Source organism: Enterobacter quasihormaechei, assembly GCF_004331385.1.
In the GTDB taxonomy this organism is placed as follows: Bacteria; Pseudomonadota; Gammaproteobacteria; order Enterobacterales; family Enterobacteriaceae; genus Enterobacter; species Enterobacter quasihormaechei.
The window spans coordinates 151,889-169,985 of record NZ_SJON01000007.1 but is presented as its reverse complement, the minus strand read 5'-3'; the positions used below and the strand labels follow the sequence as shown (position 1 = coordinate 169,985).

The following is an 18,097-nucleotide window of genomic DNA, read 5'->3' as shown; positions in this document are numbered from 1 at the left end:
AGGCGTAGCCGCCACCCGATAAATCTTTTCAGGATATTCCTGAAATTTATTTTAAGGCTGGTTTTCAGGGCTTATGGCGTTAACATATAAGTGTTTGTTCAAAAACACAGGTTCTTATTGACGACGTTGAAGGCTGTATCGTCCCGCATCCGTTTTTTGCTGTTACTCCCCCTTATTTCGGCTGGAGCCGTTCACGGTGCGCCGAAATCCTTCGTGCAGCAGGCGCAAAACCCGTTTGATAACAACGGCGATAGCCTGCCGGATCTGGGTATGGCGCAACCGACGAGCGAGGGCGAAAAGCACCTGGCTGAAATGGCAAAAGCCTTCGGTGAAGCCAGTATGACCGATAACGGCCTGACCGCCGGGCAGCAGGCGCGAGAGTTCGCGTTTGGCAAAGTGCGGGATGCCGTGAGCGGGGAAGTTAACGAGCAGATTGAATCCTGGCTTTCGCCCTGGGGGAATGCCAGCGTCAACGTGCTGGTGGATGACGAAGGGAACTTCAACGGCAGCAGCGGCAGCTGGTTTATCCCCTGGAACGATAACAACCGTTATCTGAGCTGGAGCCAGTTGGGCCTGACGCAGCAGACGGATGGGCTGGTGAGCAACGTGGGGATTGGTCAGCGCTGGGTGGCCGGAAAGTGGCTGCTTGGCTACAACACCTTTTACGACAACCTGCTTGAAGACAACCTGCAACGCGCCGGATTGGGCGCAGAGGCGTGGGGAGAAAACCTGCGCCTGTCGGCCAATTACTACCAGCCGTTTGCCGGCTGGCAGCCGGGTTCCGACATTCGGGAGCAGCGCATGGCGCGCGGGTACGACGTAACGGCGAAAGCCTGGCTACCCTGGTTTCATCATCTGAACACCAGCGTCAGCTTTGAACAGTATTTCGGCGATAACGTCGATCTGTTTAACAGCGGTACGGGGTATCACAACCCGGTCGCGGTCAACCTGGGGCTGAACTATACCCCCGTTCCACTGGTCACCCTGACGGCTGCCCATAAGCAGGGGGAGAGCGGGGTTAGCCAGAATAACCTCGGGCTAAAGCTCAACTATCGTTTTGGCGTGCCGCTGGCGAAACAGCTTTCCGCCGGGGAAGTGGCGGCGACGCGCTCGCTGCGGGGAAGCCGCTATGATTCACCTGAGCGCGATAATCTGCCCGTCATGGAGTTTCGTCAGCGAAAAACCCTCTCGGTCTACCTGGCTACGCCGCCGTGGGATCTTAAGCCGGGTGAAACCGTCATGCTGAAGCTGCAAATTCGCAGCACCCACGGTATCCGTCAGATCCACTGGCTGGGTGATACCCAGGCGCTCAGCCTGACCTCACCGGCAAACAGCAACAGCAGCGATGGCTGGAGCGTGATTATGCCCGCCTGGAACGACGCGGAAGGGGCGAAAAACGAATGGCGGCTTGTGGCCGTGGTGGAAGATAAGGATGGGCAGCGTGTCTCCTCCAATGAGATCACGCTTTCCGTGGTGCAACCGCTCGTCGCAATGCCTGACGACGATCCACGGTGGAAGTTGCTGCCGGACGACTAAGTTAAAAAATGCGTTCCTGATGCACCCAGACGGCAGCTTCGACGCGGGATTTTAGCTTCATTTTCTTCAGCATGTGTTTGACATGCACCTTGACCGTACTTTCAGTGATGTCCAGACGGCGGGCGATCATTTTGTTAGGCAGACCCTGGGCAATCAGCTTCAGAATGTCGCGCTCGCGCGGGGTCAGCTGGCTGACGTCACGATCGGACGTGGCGCGGTTCGCACGCAGGCTGGCGGCCAGCACCGGCGTTAACGCTTCGCTCAGCACCATCTCGCCTGCGGCAGCCTGTTGCAGCGCCTTGAGCAGATCTTCCGGCTCCATATCCTTCAGCAGATAGCCGTCTGCCCCACGCTTGAGGGCGGTGACCACGTCTTCCTCGTGGTTGGAGACGCTGAAGACCACCACCCGGCCAGAAAGGGATTTCTCCCGCAGCTTGTCGAGGGTTTCCAGGCCATTCATGCCCGGCATGTTGAGATCGAGCAAGATCAAATCAGGATCAAGCGATTCGGCAAGTTCAATCCCCTGTTCACCGTTGCTGGCTTCACCGACGACGGTGATATCCGGCGCCATACTGACAAGCTGTTTAACGCCAGTGCGCAGCATCGGGTGATCGTCAATCAGCAGGATCGATGCCGGTTCCTGATTAGTCATGGTTTTCTCCTTGAGCAGTTATTAGGGACTTTTCGGGTATAAAGGTGACCACGACTTCGGTGCCACCTGACTCTCCCCGGCGAACCTGGCAATCACCGCGCAGGCTTTGCGCGCGGTCTCGCATGATAATTAAACCATAATGGTTCGTTCGTTCGGCATTTTCCGGCACGCCGCGACCGTTATCCTGAACCCTGAGCTTCACCTGATTATCCTGGCAGCTGACGGTGACCGTAACGGCCGTTGCCTCGGCATGCTTGAGCACGTTGCTCAGGGCTTCGCGGGCAATTTGCAGCACATGGATCGCCTGGTGAGAGGGGACAAAACGCGGCGGCAGCTGGTAATCCAGCTTCACCGGGAAGCCCAGCCGGGCGCTAAATTCCTGGCAGCTGGATTCCAGCGCCGGGCGCAGCCCCGGCTCGGTGAGCTGCAAACGGAAGGTGGTCAGCAGCTCGCGAAGCTGAACCCATGAAGTGTTAAGCTCGTTGCGGATCTGGCTGAGCAGCTGTTTGTTGCTTTCGGGCATGCCTTCGTCCTGCATTTGCAGGCAGCTCACCTGCATCTTCATGCAGGAGAGGGACTGGGCGATGGAGTCGTGCAACTCGCGGGCGATGGTGGCGCGCTCCTCCATAACAATCAGCTGCTGCTGTTTCTCCTGGTGGCGATCGAGCGCGAGGGTGGCCGTGAGCTGCTCAACCAGGGTATCCACAAGCTGCTGCTGGTCGTGGCTGAGGTGACGCCCGGCTGGCAGGGTTGCCAGCAGAATACCGTACTGGGTATGGCTGTCCATCAGCCGCCACTTGAGGGTCGTGCCGCTGGTGGTCAGCGGAGGCAAGCCGCGCGGGCACAGATGACACCCTTTATCGTCGCAGGAGATGTCCGACTGACAGGTAAATTCCTGGTGGTTTTCTTCGTCTTCAACGTCGTAAACCCGTAGCTCAAGATCGCGGAGCAGGGTCAGGTTTTGCAGGCCGTTCAGTACCGGCGAGAGACGCTCGCAAAGCGGCACCTGCATATGCAGGCGACGGTTCGCCTGCCACAGGAAAGAGAGGATCTCGTTTTTCTGCTCAAGCCCGGCGGTTTTCTCCTGGACGCGTTTTTCCAGTACCGCATAGCTTTCCGAGAGTTCAGCCGACATGGTATTGAGCGCCTCGCCGAGCATCGCCATTTCGTTGCGCCCGCTGATGTGCGTGCGTTGGGTAAAATCGCGTTGAGTGACGGCGCGGGCCATCGCCAGAAGCTGTTTCCAGGGGTTCAGCAGCCGCGCGCGCAGCCAGATAACCGTGAAAATCAGCAGCAAACCCATAAACAACGCCATCGCGCGGTGAACCATCACCACACGGTCAATGCGTAACTCTGTCGTGCGATCGAAAGAGCTGACAAGATGGTCGATGCGTGACACAAACCCGGCGACATCCTGCGCGACCGTTTCCCGATTTTCCGCCCGCTTTAGCCCGGGCGCCAGCTGGGTGTGCCAGTAGCCCTGAAGCGCCTTAAGCTGAGATTGTTGGCCGTCACGAATAGCGGCTCTTTCCAGCTCAGGGCTGAATGCGGTACGCTCCATTTCGTCGATAAGCGGCTGGTCAGCCTGCGTCAGCGGAACCGATGCCAGCAGCCGGTAACTCTGCATGCGTAGCGAGCCTGCCTCGTTGATGGCATGCGCATTACCCTGTACGCCCTGTACCAGCCAGCCAGAAATAGCCATGCCGGTCACACCGATAGCGGTGGACAGCAGAACGATAAGCGCCAGCTGGTTAACCAGCGTTAGCGGAGATAAACATCTTTTTAACATAGAGTTGACGGGCTCCTGACGTGACCTGCTTGCAGGAATGGCGCTATTCTGGTGCATACCCCGGAGTATACCCATACCAATAAAGGATTACCTCTAAATTGCCGGAGGGGTAACGGTTAGTGGGTGGACGAAGCAGGGATGCGTCAGCACCGTGAAAAACCACACCTTTTTTACGTTTTGCATCTACTCACTAAGAGTGATGGCTTTTTTTTCACCGCGAAACCTCCCACTTTTCCTTTGATTTATATCAACTTACCGCCGCTCTAAAGCCCTAATGTTTGCAGCATCATTCGAGAATCAGAGGTGTCTATGAGTCACTCTTCCGCTCCCGAAAGGGAAACTGGTGCCGTAATTACAGACTGGCGTCCAGAGGATCCGGCGTTCTGGCAACAGCGCGGCCACCGTGTAGCAAGTCGTAATCTGTGGATTTCCGTTCCATGTCTGTTACTGGCGTTTTGCGTCTGGATGTTGTTCAGTGCGGTTGCGGTTAACCTGCCTAAAGTGGGCTTTACCTTTACCACCGATCAGCTGTTTATGCTGACCGCGTTGCCGTCGCTTTCAGGTGCGCTGCTGCGCGTGCCTTACGCATTTATGGTGCCTGTCTTTGGCGGTCGTCGCTGGACGGCTTTCAGTACCGGGATCATGATCGTCCCGTGCGTATGGCTCGGTTTTGCGGTGCAGGATACCTCCACGCCGTTTAGCGTGTTCGTGATTATCTCTCTGCTGTGCGGTTTTGCGGGTGCGAACTTTGCGTCCAGCATGGCGAACATCAGCTTCTTCTTCCCGAAAGCGAAGCAGGGCGGTGCGCTGGGCATTAACGGCGGTCTGGGTAACATGGGCGTGAGCGTGATGCAGCTGCTTGCGCCGCTGGCGATCTCCGTCTCCATCTTTGCCGCCTTTGGTGGCGGTGGCGTGACGCAGCCTGACGGTTCAATGCTGTTCCTGCAAAACGCAGCCTGGATCTGGGTGCCGTTCCTGGTGGTCTTTACGCTGGCGGCGTGGTTCTTCATGAACGATCTGTCCGCGTCCAAAGCTTCCCTGAGCGAGCAGCTGCCGGTGCTGAAACGCGGCCACCTGTGGGTGATGGCGCTGCTGTATCTGGCAACCTTTGGCTCGTTCATCGGTTTCTCTGCGGGCTTTGCGATGCTGTCGAAAACCCAGTTCCCGGACGTGCAGATCCTTCAGTTTGCCTTCTTCGGTCCGTTTATTGGCGCGCTGGCACGTTCGCTGGGCGGGATGATCTCCGACCGTCTGGGTGGGACCCGCGTTACGCTGGTGAACTTTGTTGTGATGGCTATCTTCTGTGCGCTGCTGTTCCTGACGCTGCCTGTTGATGGTCAGGGCGGTAACTTCTTTGCCTTCTTCGGCGTCTTCATGGTGCTGTTCCTGACGGCCGGGCTGGGCAGTGCGTCTACCTTCCAGATGATCTCTGTCATCTTCCGCAAGCTGACCATGGACCGCGTGAAAGCGCAGGGTGGGAGCGACGAGCAGGCGATGCGTGAAGCCGCCACCGATACCGCTGCGGCACTTGGGTTTATCTCTGCAATTGGCGCGATTGGTGGCTTCTTTATTCCAAAAGCGTTTGGTATCTCACTGGATCTGACCGGCTCTCCGGCGGGTGCGATGAAAGTCTTCCTCGTCTTCTATATCGCCTGCGTGGCCATCACGTGGCTGGTATACGGCCGTAATACCAAGAAAAACAAGTAAGCTTGATTATCCGTTTGCGCGGCCTCAGTGCCGCGCTTTTTTTCATGCTTCATTAGTTACAACATACTAAAAAACGTATTCACGTTCACTCGCAGGTAACACTGTGATCGCCATCGCTTTACAGGTGTTTCTACCCCTTAATACCTAAGATGTTAAATTTTGCTTCTTCTTTTGTACGATAAATAAAAAATATCCATATAAATCATGTATATAAAAAATAATAACAGATACCGCTTTGGTGGTATTTGATCTAATACCCCCCGTGACAGACCCCCTTCGCCTTGATCGTTATCAATTCTCACCATCTTTCATAGCGTTACCTTCGCTGCAAATCAGCAATGTCGATTTAGAGAGCCACAGGCTCCATACAGGAGATACCCGATGAGCAAATTTTTGGACCGGTTTCGCTACTTCAAACAGAAGGGTGAAACTTTTGCCGATGGGCACGGCCAGGTTCTGGATACCAACCGGGACTGGGAAGACGGTTACCGTCAACGCTGGCAGCATGACAAAGTTGTCCGTTCTACCCACGGCGTAAACTGCACTGGCTCATGTAGCTGGAAGATTTTCGTTAAAAACGGTCTGGTGACCTGGGAAATGCAGCAGACCGACTATCCGCGTACCCGTCCGGATATGCCGAACCATGAACCGCGCGGCTGTCCGCGTGGGGCCAGCTACTCCTGGTATCTCTATAGCGCCAACCGTCTGAAATATCCGCTGATGCGTAAACGCCTGATGAAAATGTGGCGTGAAGCGAAAGTGCAGCACAGCGATCCGGTTGATGCGTGGGCCTCTATCATTGCAGATGCCGACAAAGCGAAAAGCTTCAAGCAGGCGCGCGGTCGCGGTGGTTTTGTTCGCTCTTCCTGGAAAGAGGTGAACGAGCTGATTGCCGCCTCCAACGTCTATACCGTGAAAACCTACGGTCCTGACCGCGTGGCGGGCTTCTCGCCAATCCCGGCGATGTCGATGGTCTCTTACGCTTCCGGCGCGCGCTACCTGTCGCTTATCGGCGGGACCTGCCTGAGCTTCTACGACTGGTACTGTGACCTGCCGCCTGCGTCACCGCAGACCTGGGGTGAGCAGACCGACGTGCCGGAATCTGCCGACTGGTACAACTCCAGCTACATCATCGCCTGGGGCTCTAACGTGCCGCAGACCCGTACCCCGGATGCGCACTTCTTCACTGAAGTACGTTACAAAGGGACGAAAACCGTCGCGGTAACGCCGGACTACGCGGAAATCGCCAAGCTGTGCGACCTGTGGCTGGCCCCAAAACAGGGTACCGATGCCGCAATGGCGCTGGCGATGGGCCACGTCATGCTGCGTGAGTTCCACCTCGACAAGCCAAGCCAGTACTTCACTGATTACGTCCGTCGCTACACCGACATGCCTATGCTGGTGATGCTCGAAGAGCGCGACGGCTACTACGCGGCGGGCCGTATGCTGCGTGCTGCGGATCTGGTGGACGCGCTGGGGCAGGAAAACAACCCAGAGTGGAAAACGGTCGCCTGCAACAGCAACGGCGAGCTGATGGCACCTAACGGTTCTATCGGCTTCCGCTGGGGCGAGAAAGGCAAATGGAACCTGGAGCAGCGTAACGGCACCACCGGCGAAGAGACGGAACTGCGCCTCAGCATGCTGGGCAGCCAGGACGAGATCGCCGATGTCGGCTTCCCGTACTTTGGCGGTGAAGGTTCCGAGCACTTCAACAAGGTTGAGCTGCAAAACGTCCTGATGCACAAACTGCCGGTTAAGCGCCTGCAACTGGCGGACGGCTCTACCGCGCTGGTCACGACGGTCTACGACCTGACCATGGCGAACTACGGCCTGGAGCGCGGTCTGAACGACGAAAACTGCGCAACCAGCTACGACGACGTGAAGGCCTATACCCCGGCCTGGGCGGAGCAGATCACCGGCGTGCCGCGCGCGCAGATCACCCGTATCGCGCGTGAATTTGCGGAAAACGCCGACAAAACTCACGGTCGTTCGATGATCATCGTGGGTGCCGGTCTGAACCACTGGTATCACCTCGATATGAACTATCGCGGCCTGATCAACATGCTGATCTTCTGCGGCTGCGTCGGTCAGAGCGGCGGCGGCTGGGCGCACTACGTGGGCCAGGAAAAACTGCGTCCGCAGACCGGCTGGCAGCCGCTGGCGTTTGCCCTTGACTGGCAGCGCCCGGCACGTCACATGAACAGCACCTCCTACTTCTATAACCACTCCAGCCAGTGGCGCTACGAGACGGTTACCGCGCAGGAGCTGCTGTCGCCGATGGCGGATAAATCCCGCTACAGCGGCCACCTGATTGATTTCAACGTGCGCGCTGAACGTATGGGCTGGCTGCCGTCGGCGCCGCAGCTGGGCACTAACCCGCTGCGTATTGCACAAGAGGCGAAGAAAGCGGGCATGTCGCCGGTGGATTACACCGTGAAATCGCTCAAGGAAGGCTCAATTCGTTTCGCGGCAGAACAGCCTGAAAACGGTAAAAACCATCCGCGCAACCTGTTCATCTGGCGCTCCAACCTGCTCGGCTCGTCCGGTAAAGGCCACGAGTACATGCTGAAATACCTGCTGGGCACCGAGAACGGTATTCAGGGTAAAGACCTCGGCAAGCAGGGCGGCGTGAAGCCAGAAGAAGTGGAATGGAAAGACAACGGTCTGGACGGCAAGCTGGATCTGGTGGTGACGCTGGACTTCCGTCTGTCCAGCACCTGCCTTTACTCCGATATCGTGCTGCCAACCGCCACTTGGTACGAAAAAGACGACATGAATACCTCGGACATGCATCCGTTTATTCATCCGCTGTCTGCCGCCGTTGACCCGGCGTGGGAATCGAAAAGCGACTGGGATATCTACAAAGACATCGCGAAGAAATTCTCCGAAGTCTGCGTAGGTCACCTGGGCAAAGAGACCGACGTGGTGACGCTGCCAATCCAGCACGACTCCGCTGCCGAACTGGCGCAGCCGCTTGACGTGAAGGACTGGAAAAAAGGCGAATGCGACCTGATCCCGGGCGTGACCGCGCCGCACATCATTCCGGTTGAACGTGATTACCCGGCAACCTACGAGCGCTTTACCTCTGTCGGCCCGCTGATGGAGAAAATCGGTAACGGCGGCAAAGGCATCGCCTGGAATACCCAGAGCGAAATGGACCTGCTGCGCAAGCTCAATTACACCAAAGCAGACGGCCCGGCCAAAGGCCAGCCAATGCTGAACACGGCAATTGATGCGGCGGAGATGATCCTGACCCTGGCACCGGAAACCAACGGCCACGTGGCGGTGAAAGCGTGGGCGGCCCTGAGTGAATTTACCGGTCGTGACCACACGCATCTGGCGAAGAATAAAGAGGAAGAGAAAATTCGCTTCCGCGATATTCAGGCCCAGCCGCGAAAAATTATCTCCAGCCCGACCTGGTCTGGTCTGGAAGATGAGCATGTGTCCTATAACGCTGGTTATACCAACGTTCACGAGCTGATCCCCTGGCGCACGCTTTCTGGTCGTCAGTCTCTGTATCAGGACCACCAGTGGATGCGTGACTTCGGTGAAAGCCTGCTGGTGTACCGTCCGCCAATCGACACCCGCTCCGTGAAAGCGGTAATGGGCGCGAAATCGAACGGTAACCCTGAGAAGGCGCTGAACTTCCTGACGCCGCACCAGAAGTGGGGTATCCACTCCACCTACAGCGACAACCTGCTGATGCTTACGCTGTCACGCGGCGGTCCGATTGTCTGGATGAGCGAAGCGGACGCCAAAGATCTGGGTATCGAAGATAACGACTGGATCGAAGTGTTCAACAGTAACGGTGCCCTGACGGCACGAGCCGTGGTGAGCCAGCGCGTGCCGGCCGGGATGACCATGATGTATCACGCGCAGGAACGTATCGTTAACCTGCCGGGTTCAGAGATCACCGAGCAGCGCGGCGGTATTCACAACTCCGTGACCCGTATTACGCCGAAGCCGACCCATATGATTGGTGGCTATGCCCAGCTGGCCTACGGCTTTAACTACTACGGCACCGTAGGATCGAACCGCGATGAGTTCGTGGTGGTACGTAAGATGAAGAATATTAACTGGTTAGACGGCGAAGGTAATGACCAGGTACAGGAGAGCGTAAAATGAAAATTCGTTCACAAGTCGGCATGGTGCTGAATCTGGATAAATGCATCGGCTGTCATACCTGCTCGGTCACCTGTAAAAACGTCTGGACCAGCCGTGAAGGTATGGAGTACGCCTGGTTTAACAACGTGGAAAGCAAGCCGGGCACCGGCTTCCCGACCGACTGGGAAAACCAGGAGAAGTGGAAGGGCGGCTGGATCCGTAAAATCAACGGCAAACTGCAACCGCGCATGGGTAACCGTGCGATGCTGCTCGGTAAAATCTTCGCTAACCCGCATCTGCCGGGCATCGACGATTACTACGAGCCGTTTGATTACGACTATCAGAACCTGCACAACGCGCCGGAAAGCAAACACCAGCCGATCGCCCGTCCTCGCTCGCTGATCACCGGTAAGCGCATGGACAAAATTACCAGCGGTCCAAACTGGGAAGAAATTCTGGGCGGCGAGTTCGAAAAACGCGCGAAGGACCAGAACTTCGAGAACATGCAGAAGGCGATGTACGGCCAGTTCGAAAACACCTTCATGATGTATCTGCCGCGCCTGTGCGAACACTGCCTGAACCCGGCGTGCGTCGCGACCTGCCCGAGCGGCGCCATCTACAAGCGTGAAGAAGACGGCATCGTGCTGATCGACCAGGACAAGTGCCGCGGCTGGCGTATGTGCATCACCGGCTGTCCGTACAAAAAAATCTACTTCAACTGGAAGAGCGGTAAGTCAGAGAAGTGCATCTTCTGCTATCCGCGCATCGAAGCCGGTATGCCGACCGTCTGCTCCGAGAGCTGCGTAGGCCGTATCCGCTACCTCGGCGTGCTGCTGTACGACGCGGACGCGATTGAGAATGCCGCAAGCACCGAGAACGAAAAAGACCTCTATCAGCGTCAGCTGGACGTCTTCCTCGATCCGAACGATCCGAAGGTGATTGAGCAGGCGCTGAAAGACGGCGTACCGCAGAGCGTGATCGACGCCGCGCAGCAGTCTCCGGTGTACAAAATGGCGATGGACTGGAAGCTGGCCCTGCCACTGCACCCGGAATACCGCACGCTGCCGATGGTCTGGTACGTGCCGCCTCTGTCGCCGATTCAGTCTGCGGCGGACGCGGGTGAGCTGGGCAGCAACGGTATTCTGCCGGACGTGGAAAGCCTGCGTATCCCGGTTCAGTACCTGGCCAACCTGCTGACCGCCGGAGATACCCAGCCGGTGCTGCTGGCGCTGAAACGTATGCTGGCAATGCGTCACTTCAAACGTGCGGAAACCGTTGACGGTGTTAACGATACCCGCGCGCTGGAAGAGGTCGGCCTGACCGAAGCGCAGGCGCAGGAGATGTACCGCTATCTGGCAATCGCTAACTACGAAGATCGTTTCGTGGTGCCAAGCAGCCACCGCGAGCTGGCGCGCGAGGCCTTCCCGGAGAAAAGCGGGTGTGGCTTTACCTTTGGCGACGGTTGCCACGGGTCAGACAGTAAATTCAACCTGTTCAACAGCCGCCGCATCGACGCGATGGATGTGACCAGCAAAACGGAGCCGCACCAATGATTGAACTCGTCATTGTTTCGCGTCTGCTCGAGTACCCTGATGCTGCGCTTGCGCAGCATCAACAGGAACTCTTTGATGCACTCGCGTCATCTGAAAACCTGGATAAAGAGGATGCCCAGAAGCTGGGCGTTTTCCTCCGCGACCTGCTGGCGCGCGATCTTCTCGACGCGCAGGCGGACTACAGCCAGCTGTTTGACCGTGGTCGTGCGACGTCTCTGCTGCTGTTTGAACACGTTCACGGTGAATCCCGCGACCGTGGTCAGGCGATGGTGGATCTGATGGCCCAGTACGAACAGCACGGTCTGCAACTCGACAGCCGCGAGCTGCCGGATCACCTGCCGCTGTACCTGGAGTATCTGGCGCAGTTGCCGAAAGAAGAGGCCCTGGGGGGGTTGCAGGACATCGCTCCCATTCTGGCGCTGCTCGGCGCACGTCTACAGCAGCGTGAGAGCCGCTATGCCGTACTGTTCGATCTGCTGGTGAAGCTGGCGAACGCCTCGGTCGACAGTGAAAAAGTGGCGGAAAAAATCGCGGATGAAGCTCGCGACGATACCCCACAAGCGCTGGACGCCGTCTGGGAAGAAGAGCAGGTGAAATTCTTTGCTGACCAGAACTGTGGCGAGTCTGAAATCTCTGCGCATCAGCGTCGTTTTGCCGGAGCGGTGGCTCCGCAATATTTGAATATCTCTAACGGAGGACAGCACTAATGCACTTCCTGAATATGTTCTTCTTTGACATTTACCCGTATATCGCGGGCACCGTGTTCCTGGTGGGAAGCTGGCTGCGTTATGACTATGGCCAGTACACCTGGCGTGCTGCCTCCAGCCAGATGCTGGATCGTAAGGGGATGAACCTGGCGTCAAACCTGTTCCACATCGGGATTTTGGGGATTTTCGCCGGTCACTTCCTGGGAATGCTGACGCCGCACTGGATGTACGAAGCGTGGCTGCCGATTGAAGTGAAGCAGAAGATGGCGATGATCGCCGGGGGTGCCTGCGGCGTGATGACCCTGGTGGGTGGTCTGCTGCTGCTGAAACGTCGTCTGTTCAGCCCACGCGTGCGGGCTACCACCACAGGCGCGGACATCCTGATCCTCTCCCTGCTGATGGTGCAATGCGCGCTGGGTCTGCTGACTATTCCATTCTCTGCGCAGCATATGGACGGCAGTGAAATGATGAAGCTGGTGGGGTGGGCGCAGTCCGTCGTGACCTTCCACGGCGGTGCATCTGAGCATCTGGACGGCGTGGCGTTTATCTTCCGCGTTCACCTGGTGCTGGGTATGACCCTGTTTGTGCTGTTCCCTTTCTCCCGTCTGGTGCATATCTGGAGCGCGCCGGTGGAGTACCTGACGCGCAAATATCAGGTAGTGCGTGCTCGTCGCTGATTTCGTTGTTTTGAAGAACCCCGCTTTTGCGGGGTTTTTTTTGGCCTGGTGCCTGGGTTTAGCGCGGATGTCGCGGTCGGATGCCGGGTGGCGGCTGCGCCTTACCCGGCCTACGAATATGTTTGTAGCCCCGGTAAGCGAAGCGCCACCGTGGAAAACAGGCAGGGAAGGCTTACTTCCGGCATCGGAAAACATGGCGCATTGTGCTTATGGAGAGTGCTGAAGGATCTGGAAAGTGATGGTGGTGGGGGAAGGATTACTCGGCGCGTTGCGCCTCGCCCTTCGGGTCGTTGCCTGCGGCAACGCTTTCTCGCTACGCTCGAATCGAACCTTGGTCGAAGCTTCTCATCCTTCCCCGCACTGGAGAAACATGGCGCATTGTGCTTTTGGAGAGTGCTGAAGGATCTGGAAGTGATGGTGGTGGGGGAAGGATTCGAACCTTCGAAGTCGATGACGGCAGATTTACAGTCTGCTCCCTTTGGCCGCTCGGGAACCCCACCAGGGGTAATTCATAATTTGAGGTAAAACTGAAGATGGTGGTGGGGGAAGGATTCGAACCTTCGAAGTCGATGACGGCAGATTTACAGTCTGCTCCCTTTGGCCGCTCGGGAACCCCACCACGGGGTAATGCTTTTTACTGGCCTGCTTCCTGTTGGAAGCGGGGCGCATCATATCAAATGAGACGCCCCTGTAAAGCATTCCTTTAGGTAAATGACGCTGTTTGCCTGCTTTTTATCCGTAAAGGCGTAAAGCTAATCAATTCATTTTACAAAGGATTAAAGAATAATCGTTCTGTTGCCGTACACGAAGACGCGCTGGGCAAGAACCTGATACAGCGCACGGCTCAACACGTTCTTCTCAACGTCACGGCCCGCTCGCATCATATCTTCTGCCGTGTAGGTGTGATCCACGTGAATCACGTCCTGCATGATGATTGGACCTTCGTCCAGATTATCATTCACGTAGTGGGCGGTCGCACCAATGATCTTCACCCCACGCTCGTAAGCCTGGTGATATGGACGCGCGCCAATGAAGGCTGGCAGGAACGAATGGTGAATGTTAATTATTTTATTCGGGAAGCGTGCCACGAAGGACGGCGTCAGGACGCGCATGTATTTTGCCAGCACAACGTAGTCCGGGTTATGCGCCTCGATGGCCTGCGCCATGAGGTTGTCGTGTTCTTCACGGGTATGGCCTTCATGGCTGACCAGCTCGAACGGAATGTCGAAGCGCTCAACCAGAGTACGCAGCGTTTCATGGTTGCCGATGACGGCAGCAATTTCGACGTCCAGGCCACCGTAGTTGGCTTTCATCAGCAGATCGCCCAGGCAGTGCGCCTCTTTGGTGACCAGAATCACGATGCGGCGACGACCCGCCGGGTTCAGTTCGCGCACCGAGCCTTCCGGCAGGGCGCTGTCCAGATCGGCAAGCAGGGTGGTGTCGTTGAAAATGCCTTCCAGCTCGGTACGCATAAAGAAGCGACCGGTACGGTGGTCAACGAACTCGTTGTTCTGCACGATATTCAGTTCATGTTTGTAGCAAATGTTGGTGATTCGTGCGATCAGCCCTTTTTGATCGGGACAGATGGTGCGCAGAACTTTACGTTGTAGTGATTGCATCGCCGGGAAATCCTGTTTATGTATTTGCGAAGTCTGAGTTGTCAGGCATTACTGCCGCAACACTTTTTAAATTTTTTTCCTGAACCACAGGGGCAGGGATCGTTACGACCGAACTGCGGACGTGTGCCGTCAATATAATACCATTGCCCGCTGTCCTTTAAGAACCGGGAGCGTTCAATGATGGCGCCAGGTCTGTTTTGTTCACTAAAGCGGGCGACAAAACTGACATAGCCTTCGTTGGCATCGCGGCCGGGAGCGGCATCAAAGACGGTGAGGCCCAGCCAGACGGTGTTGGCAAATCCGGCTTCAATCTCTTGACGAAAATCGGCCGCATGGCAGGACGGATGCCAGGTTTTAATCAGGTAGTCTGCGTTTTTGATCACAAAAGCAGTATACCGTGAGCGCATAAGGTGTGACGGGTCTGGTGCAACCTGCTCGCCAGAAAGATATCGCTGGCAACATAGGCTATACTCCAGAGCGCTACCACAGGGGCAGAGTTGAGACACAATTCTTTTCCTGGAACAAAAAATAAGGCGTTAAACGCTTAAGGTAGCAATATGTTAACTGAGCAGTTACGTTGACGCTATGTCGGGAATCCAGGGGAAGTAAAACAGGGCTAATGAGAAAGGTAAAAATTGGACTGGCGTTGGGCTCAGGTGCCGCCCGGGGCTGGTCACATATTGGCGTTATTAATGCTTTAAAGCAGATGGGAATTGACGTTGATATTGTTGCAGGGTGTTCGATAGGGTCGCTGGTCGGATCCGCGTACGCCTGCGGTAAGCTTCCGGAGCTTGAAAGCTGGGTGCGCTCCTTCAGTTACTGGGATGTGCTGCGCCTGATGGATCTCTCCTGGCAGCGTGGTGGCCTGCTGCGCGGCGAACGCGTGTTCAATCAGTTTCGTAAGATAATGCCTCTCGCTGACTTCAGTCACTGCCAAATGCCTTTTGGTGCCGTTGCAACCAACCTCAGTACGGGCAGGGAGTTATGGCTCACTGAAGGGGATATCCATCTCGCCGTACGTGCCTCCTGTAGTATACCTGGGTTAATGGCGCCTGTGCCTCATAACGGCTACTGGCTCGTTGACGGTGGCGTAGTGAATCCTGTCCCTATCTCACTGACGCGGGCCTTGGGCGCGGATATCGTCATCGCCGTGGATTTACAACACGACGCTCACCTTATGCAGCAGGATTTGATGTCGGTTAATCTTCACAGCAATGATGCCGAAGAAGAGAAACTTGCCTGGCATGCGCGTTTACGCGGCAGAATAGGGCGCCTGACTGCGCGTCGTGCGGTGACCGCACCGAACGCCGTTGAAATCATGACGACTTCGATACAAATTCTCGAGAATCGCCTGAAGCGAAACCGTATGGCGGGCGATCCTCCGGATATTCTTATTCAACCCTATTGTCCGCAAATCTCTACACTTGATTTCCACCGTGCTGAGGCCGCCATAGCAGCGGGCTCGTTAGCCGTCGAAAAGAAAATAGATGAACTGTTGCCTTTTGTGCGTACAGCACGTTAAGCACTTTTTTGATTACTTCAGCAAAATCTGACAGGCGATAGTACTAATAGCATGCCACTATTGAGTAACTGTCAGCCAGGGGAGGAACCATGACACAGCCATTGGCCGGAAAACACATTTTGATAGTTGAAGACGAGCCCGTTTTCCGATCGCTACTGGATTCGTGGTTATCCTCGCTGGGTGCAACCACGTCCCTTGCCGAAGATGGCGTCGAGGCGCTGGAAAAGATGGCCAGCATTGCGCCTGACCTGATGATCTGCGATCTCGAGATGCCGCGGATGAACGGCTTAATGCTGGTGGAAAAACTGCGTAATGAAGGTTATCAGACACCGATACTCGTGATTTCAGCCACCGAAAATATGGCCGACATTGCCAGGGCATTGCGTTTGGGGGTGCAGGATATCCTGCTCAAACCGGTCAAAGATTTAAACCGACTGCGTGAAACGGTATTGGCCTGCCTGTATCCCAATATGTTTAATTCCCGCGTTGAAGAAGAGGAGCGTCTTTTTCAGGACTGGGATGCCTTAGTCAGTAATCCGCTCGCGGCGGCAAAGCTGCTTCAGGAACTCCAGCCGCCGGTGCAGCAAAATATTTCTCATTGCAGAGTAAATTATCGCCAGCTGGTAGCGGCTGACCAGCCTGGACTGGTGCTGGATATTGCACCGTTATCGGATGCCGACCTCGCCTTTTATTGCCTGGATGTTACCCGAGCGGGAGATAACGGCGTTTTGGCGGCCTTATTACTGCGAGCGCTCTTTAATGGATTGCTACAGGAACAATTATCCCATCAGGGGCAACGGCTTCCTGAGTTAGGCAGTTTGCTAAAACAGGTGAACCAACTTTTTCGCCAGGCCAATTTACCGGGGCAGTTCCCGCTTCTGGTTGGCTATTATCACAGCGGGTTGAATAACCTTATTCTGGTGTCTGCGGGTTTAAATGCCACACTCAATACTGGAGAACACCATATTCAGGTGAGTAACGGCGTGCCGTTGGGCACGCTGGGTAATACTTACCTTAATCAAATTAGCCACCGCTGCACCTCATGGCAGTGCCAAATTTGGGGGGCAGGAGGGCGGTTACGCTTAATGTTGTCCACAGAGTAAGCAGTCAAATTTTATTTTTCAGATTGCTTTACCTGTGTTTTTGCTGGCGGTGCTACTATCGCGGCAAGTTTCATGCGTATTTGTCTTAATTGATCGGCAACGCGTTCTTTTCAGACCCCTATTAGTGGCTGAGACTGTATACTCAACGCGTTATTCAATGCATAAAAGTTCAAAACTTGAACAGTTCAGGAGAATTTCAATGGCTGCCCTAAATTCGAAAGTCAGAAAGGCCGTTATCCCGGTGGCGGGATTGGGTACCAGGATGTTGCCAGCAACGAAGGCAATCCCAAAAGAGATGCTGCCTCTGGTTGATAAGCCATTAATCCAGTATGTCGTGAATGAATGTATTGCAGCAGGCATCACCGAAATTGTGCTGGTTACGCATTCATCTAAAAACTCTATCGAAAACCATTTTGATACCAGTTTCGAACTCGAAGCGATGCTGGAAAAACGCGTTAAGCGCCAGCTGCTGGAGGAAGTGCAGTCTATTTGCCCTCCGCACGTTACCATTATGCAGGTTCGTCAGGGCCTGGCGAAAGGTCTGGGGCACGCAGTACTGTGTGCACACCCGGTAGTGGGTGATGAGCCGGTCGCGGTTATTCTGCCGGACGTGATTCTTGATGAGTACGAGTCCGATCTTTCCCAAGAAAACCTGGCAGAGATGATTAAACGCTTTGATGAAACCGGCAGCAGCCAGATTATGGTTGAGCCAGTTGACGACGTGACCGCTTACGGTGTGGTTGACTGCAAAGGTGTTGCTCTGAAGCCTGGCGAAAGCGTACCGATGGTTGGCGTTGTTGAAAAACCTAAAGCTGACGTCGCGCCGTCTAACCTCGCTGTTGTGGGTCGTTACGTACTGAGCGCTGAAATCTGGGCGCTGTTGGCGAAAACGCCTCCAGGTGCGGGCGATGAGATCCAGCTGACGGATGCTATCGATATGCTGATCGAGAAAGAGACCGTAGAAGCCTACCATATGAAAGGTAAGAGCCATGACTGCGGGAATAAACTCGGTTATATGCAGGCCTTCGTAGAATATGGTATTCGCCATAACAGCCTGGGTGAAGAATTTAAAGCCTGGCTCAAAGGCAGCATGGGTATTAAGTAATAAACCCACAGGCTGTTGAACAA

At 55.6% G+C, this 18,097-nt stretch carries 13 protein-coding genes, 2 tRNA genes and 1 other RNA gene; 9 read left to right on the top strand and 7 right to left on the bottom strand.

Annotated features, from left to right (window positions below; genetic code table 11):
* Positions 1 to 117 precede the first annotated feature (117 nt).
* Positions 118 to 1,536, top strand: a complete 1,419-nt coding sequence (locus tag E0L16_RS11815) for a YchO/YchP family invasin (RefSeq protein WP_131636985.1) — start codon at positions 118 to 120, stop codon at positions 1,534 to 1,536.
* A gap of 1 nt (position 1,537) precedes the next feature.
* Here E0L16_RS11815 and narL read toward each other — a convergent pair whose 3' ends face one another.
* Together narL and narX are read right to left on the bottom strand one after the other, a co-directional pair.
* Entirely contained in the window at positions 1,538 to 2,188 is a 651-nt protein-coding gene (gene narL, locus E0L16_RS11810) for a two-component system response regulator NarL (RefSeq protein WP_003856701.1), read from the bottom strand.
* Positions 2,181 to 3,977 carry a nitrate/nitrite two-component system sensor histidine kinase NarX gene (narX, locus tag E0L16_RS11805; RefSeq protein ID WP_107535489.1) on the bottom strand — a complete coding sequence of 599 codons (1,797 nt, stop codon included), beginning with the start codon at positions 3,975 to 3,977 and terminating at the stop codon, positions 2,181 to 2,183. The genes narL and narX overlap by 8 nt, the downstream gene beginning before the upstream one ends.
* Before the next feature lie 309 nt (positions 3,978 to 4,286).
* Here narX and E0L16_RS11800 point away from each other — a divergent pair, with 309 nt between their 5' ends.
* The 5 genes from E0L16_RS11800 (at position 4,287) to narI (ending at position 12,725) form a co-directional block, all read left to right on the top strand.
* Positions 4,287 to 5,684, top strand: a complete 1,398-nt coding sequence (locus tag E0L16_RS11800; protein WP_063452236.1) for a NarK family nitrate/nitrite MFS transporter — start codon at positions 4,287 to 4,289, stop codon at positions 5,682 to 5,684.
* Positions 5,685 to 6,065: 381 nt separating this feature from the next.
* Positions 6,066 to 9,809, top strand: coding sequence for a nitrate reductase subunit alpha (locus E0L16_RS11795; protein ID WP_131636984.1), 3,744 nt, complete (start codon positions 6,066 to 6,068; stop codon positions 9,807 to 9,809).
* A complete protein-coding gene (gene narH, locus E0L16_RS11790; RefSeq protein WP_063452238.1) occupies positions 9,806 to 11,341 on the top strand; it encodes a nitrate reductase subunit beta in 1,536 nt (511 codons plus the stop codon). Before E0L16_RS11795 ends, narH begins: the two co-directional genes overlap by 4 nt.
* Positions 11,338 to 12,048 (top strand): nitrate reductase molybdenum cofactor assembly chaperone, encoded by a 711-nt coding sequence (gene narJ / locus E0L16_RS11785; RefSeq protein ID WP_063866535.1) that lies wholly within the window; start codon positions 11,338 to 11,340, stop codon positions 12,046 to 12,048. The genes narH and narJ overlap by 4 nt, the downstream gene beginning before the upstream one ends.
* A complete protein-coding gene (gene narI, locus E0L16_RS11780) occupies positions 12,048 to 12,725 on the top strand; it encodes a respiratory nitrate reductase subunit gamma (protein WP_063452240.1) in 678 nt (225 codons plus the stop codon). Before narJ ends, narI begins: the two co-directional genes overlap by 1 nt.
* Positions 12,726 to 12,964: 239 nt before the next feature.
* Here the strand turns inward: narI and E0L16_RS11775 are convergent.
* From E0L16_RS11775 to E0L16_RS11755, 5 genes are all read right to left on the bottom strand, one after another.
* Positions 12,965 to 13,095: non-coding RNA, RtT sRNA (locus E0L16_RS11775), on the bottom strand.
* A gap of 45 nt (positions 13,096 to 13,140) precedes the next feature.
* Positions 13,141 to 13,225 (bottom strand) — tRNA-Tyr (locus E0L16_RS11770).
* 34 nt (positions 13,226 to 13,259) lie between these two features.
* Positions 13,260 to 13,344: transfer RNA gene (locus E0L16_RS11765), tRNA-Tyr, on the bottom strand.
* A 157-nt stretch (positions 13,345 to 13,501) separates the two neighbouring features.
* The gene (gene purU / locus E0L16_RS11760; RefSeq protein ID WP_063452241.1) at positions 13,502 to 14,344 is read right to left on the bottom strand and encodes a formyltetrahydrofolate deformylase; all 843 of its coding nucleotides are present in this window, start codon (positions 14,342 to 14,344) and stop codon (positions 13,502 to 13,504) included.
* Positions 14,345 to 14,385: 41 nt separating this feature from the next.
* Positions 14,386 to 14,850: a YchJ family protein gene (locus E0L16_RS11755; protein ID WP_063866536.1), complete on the bottom strand. Its 465-nt coding sequence runs from the start codon at positions 14,848 to 14,850 to the stop codon at positions 14,386 to 14,388.
* A 113-nt stretch (positions 14,851 to 14,963) separates the two neighbouring features.
* Between E0L16_RS11755 and rssA the strand changes: the two genes are divergently transcribed.
* The 3 genes from rssA (at position 14,964) to galU (ending at position 18,074) form a co-directional block, all read left to right on the top strand.
* Positions 14,964 to 15,866 carry a patatin-like phospholipase RssA gene (gene rssA / locus E0L16_RS11750; protein ID WP_063866537.1) on the top strand — a complete coding sequence of 301 codons (903 nt, stop codon included), beginning with the start codon at positions 14,964 to 14,966 and terminating at the stop codon, positions 15,864 to 15,866.
* 89 nt (positions 15,867 to 15,955) lie between these two features.
* On the top strand, positions 15,956 to 16,969 hold the full coding sequence (rssB, locus tag E0L16_RS11745) for a two-component system response regulator RssB (protein ID WP_063866538.1): 1,014 nt from the start codon (positions 15,956 to 15,958) through the stop codon (positions 16,967 to 16,969).
* Between the two features lie 199 nt (positions 16,970 to 17,168).
* Positions 17,169 to 18,074 (top strand): UTP--glucose-1-phosphate uridylyltransferase GalU, encoded by a 906-nt coding sequence (galU, locus tag E0L16_RS11740; RefSeq protein ID WP_063452245.1) that lies wholly within the window; start codon positions 17,169 to 17,171, stop codon positions 18,072 to 18,074.
* The last annotated feature ends 23 nt before the right edge of the window (positions 18,075 to 18,097 follow it).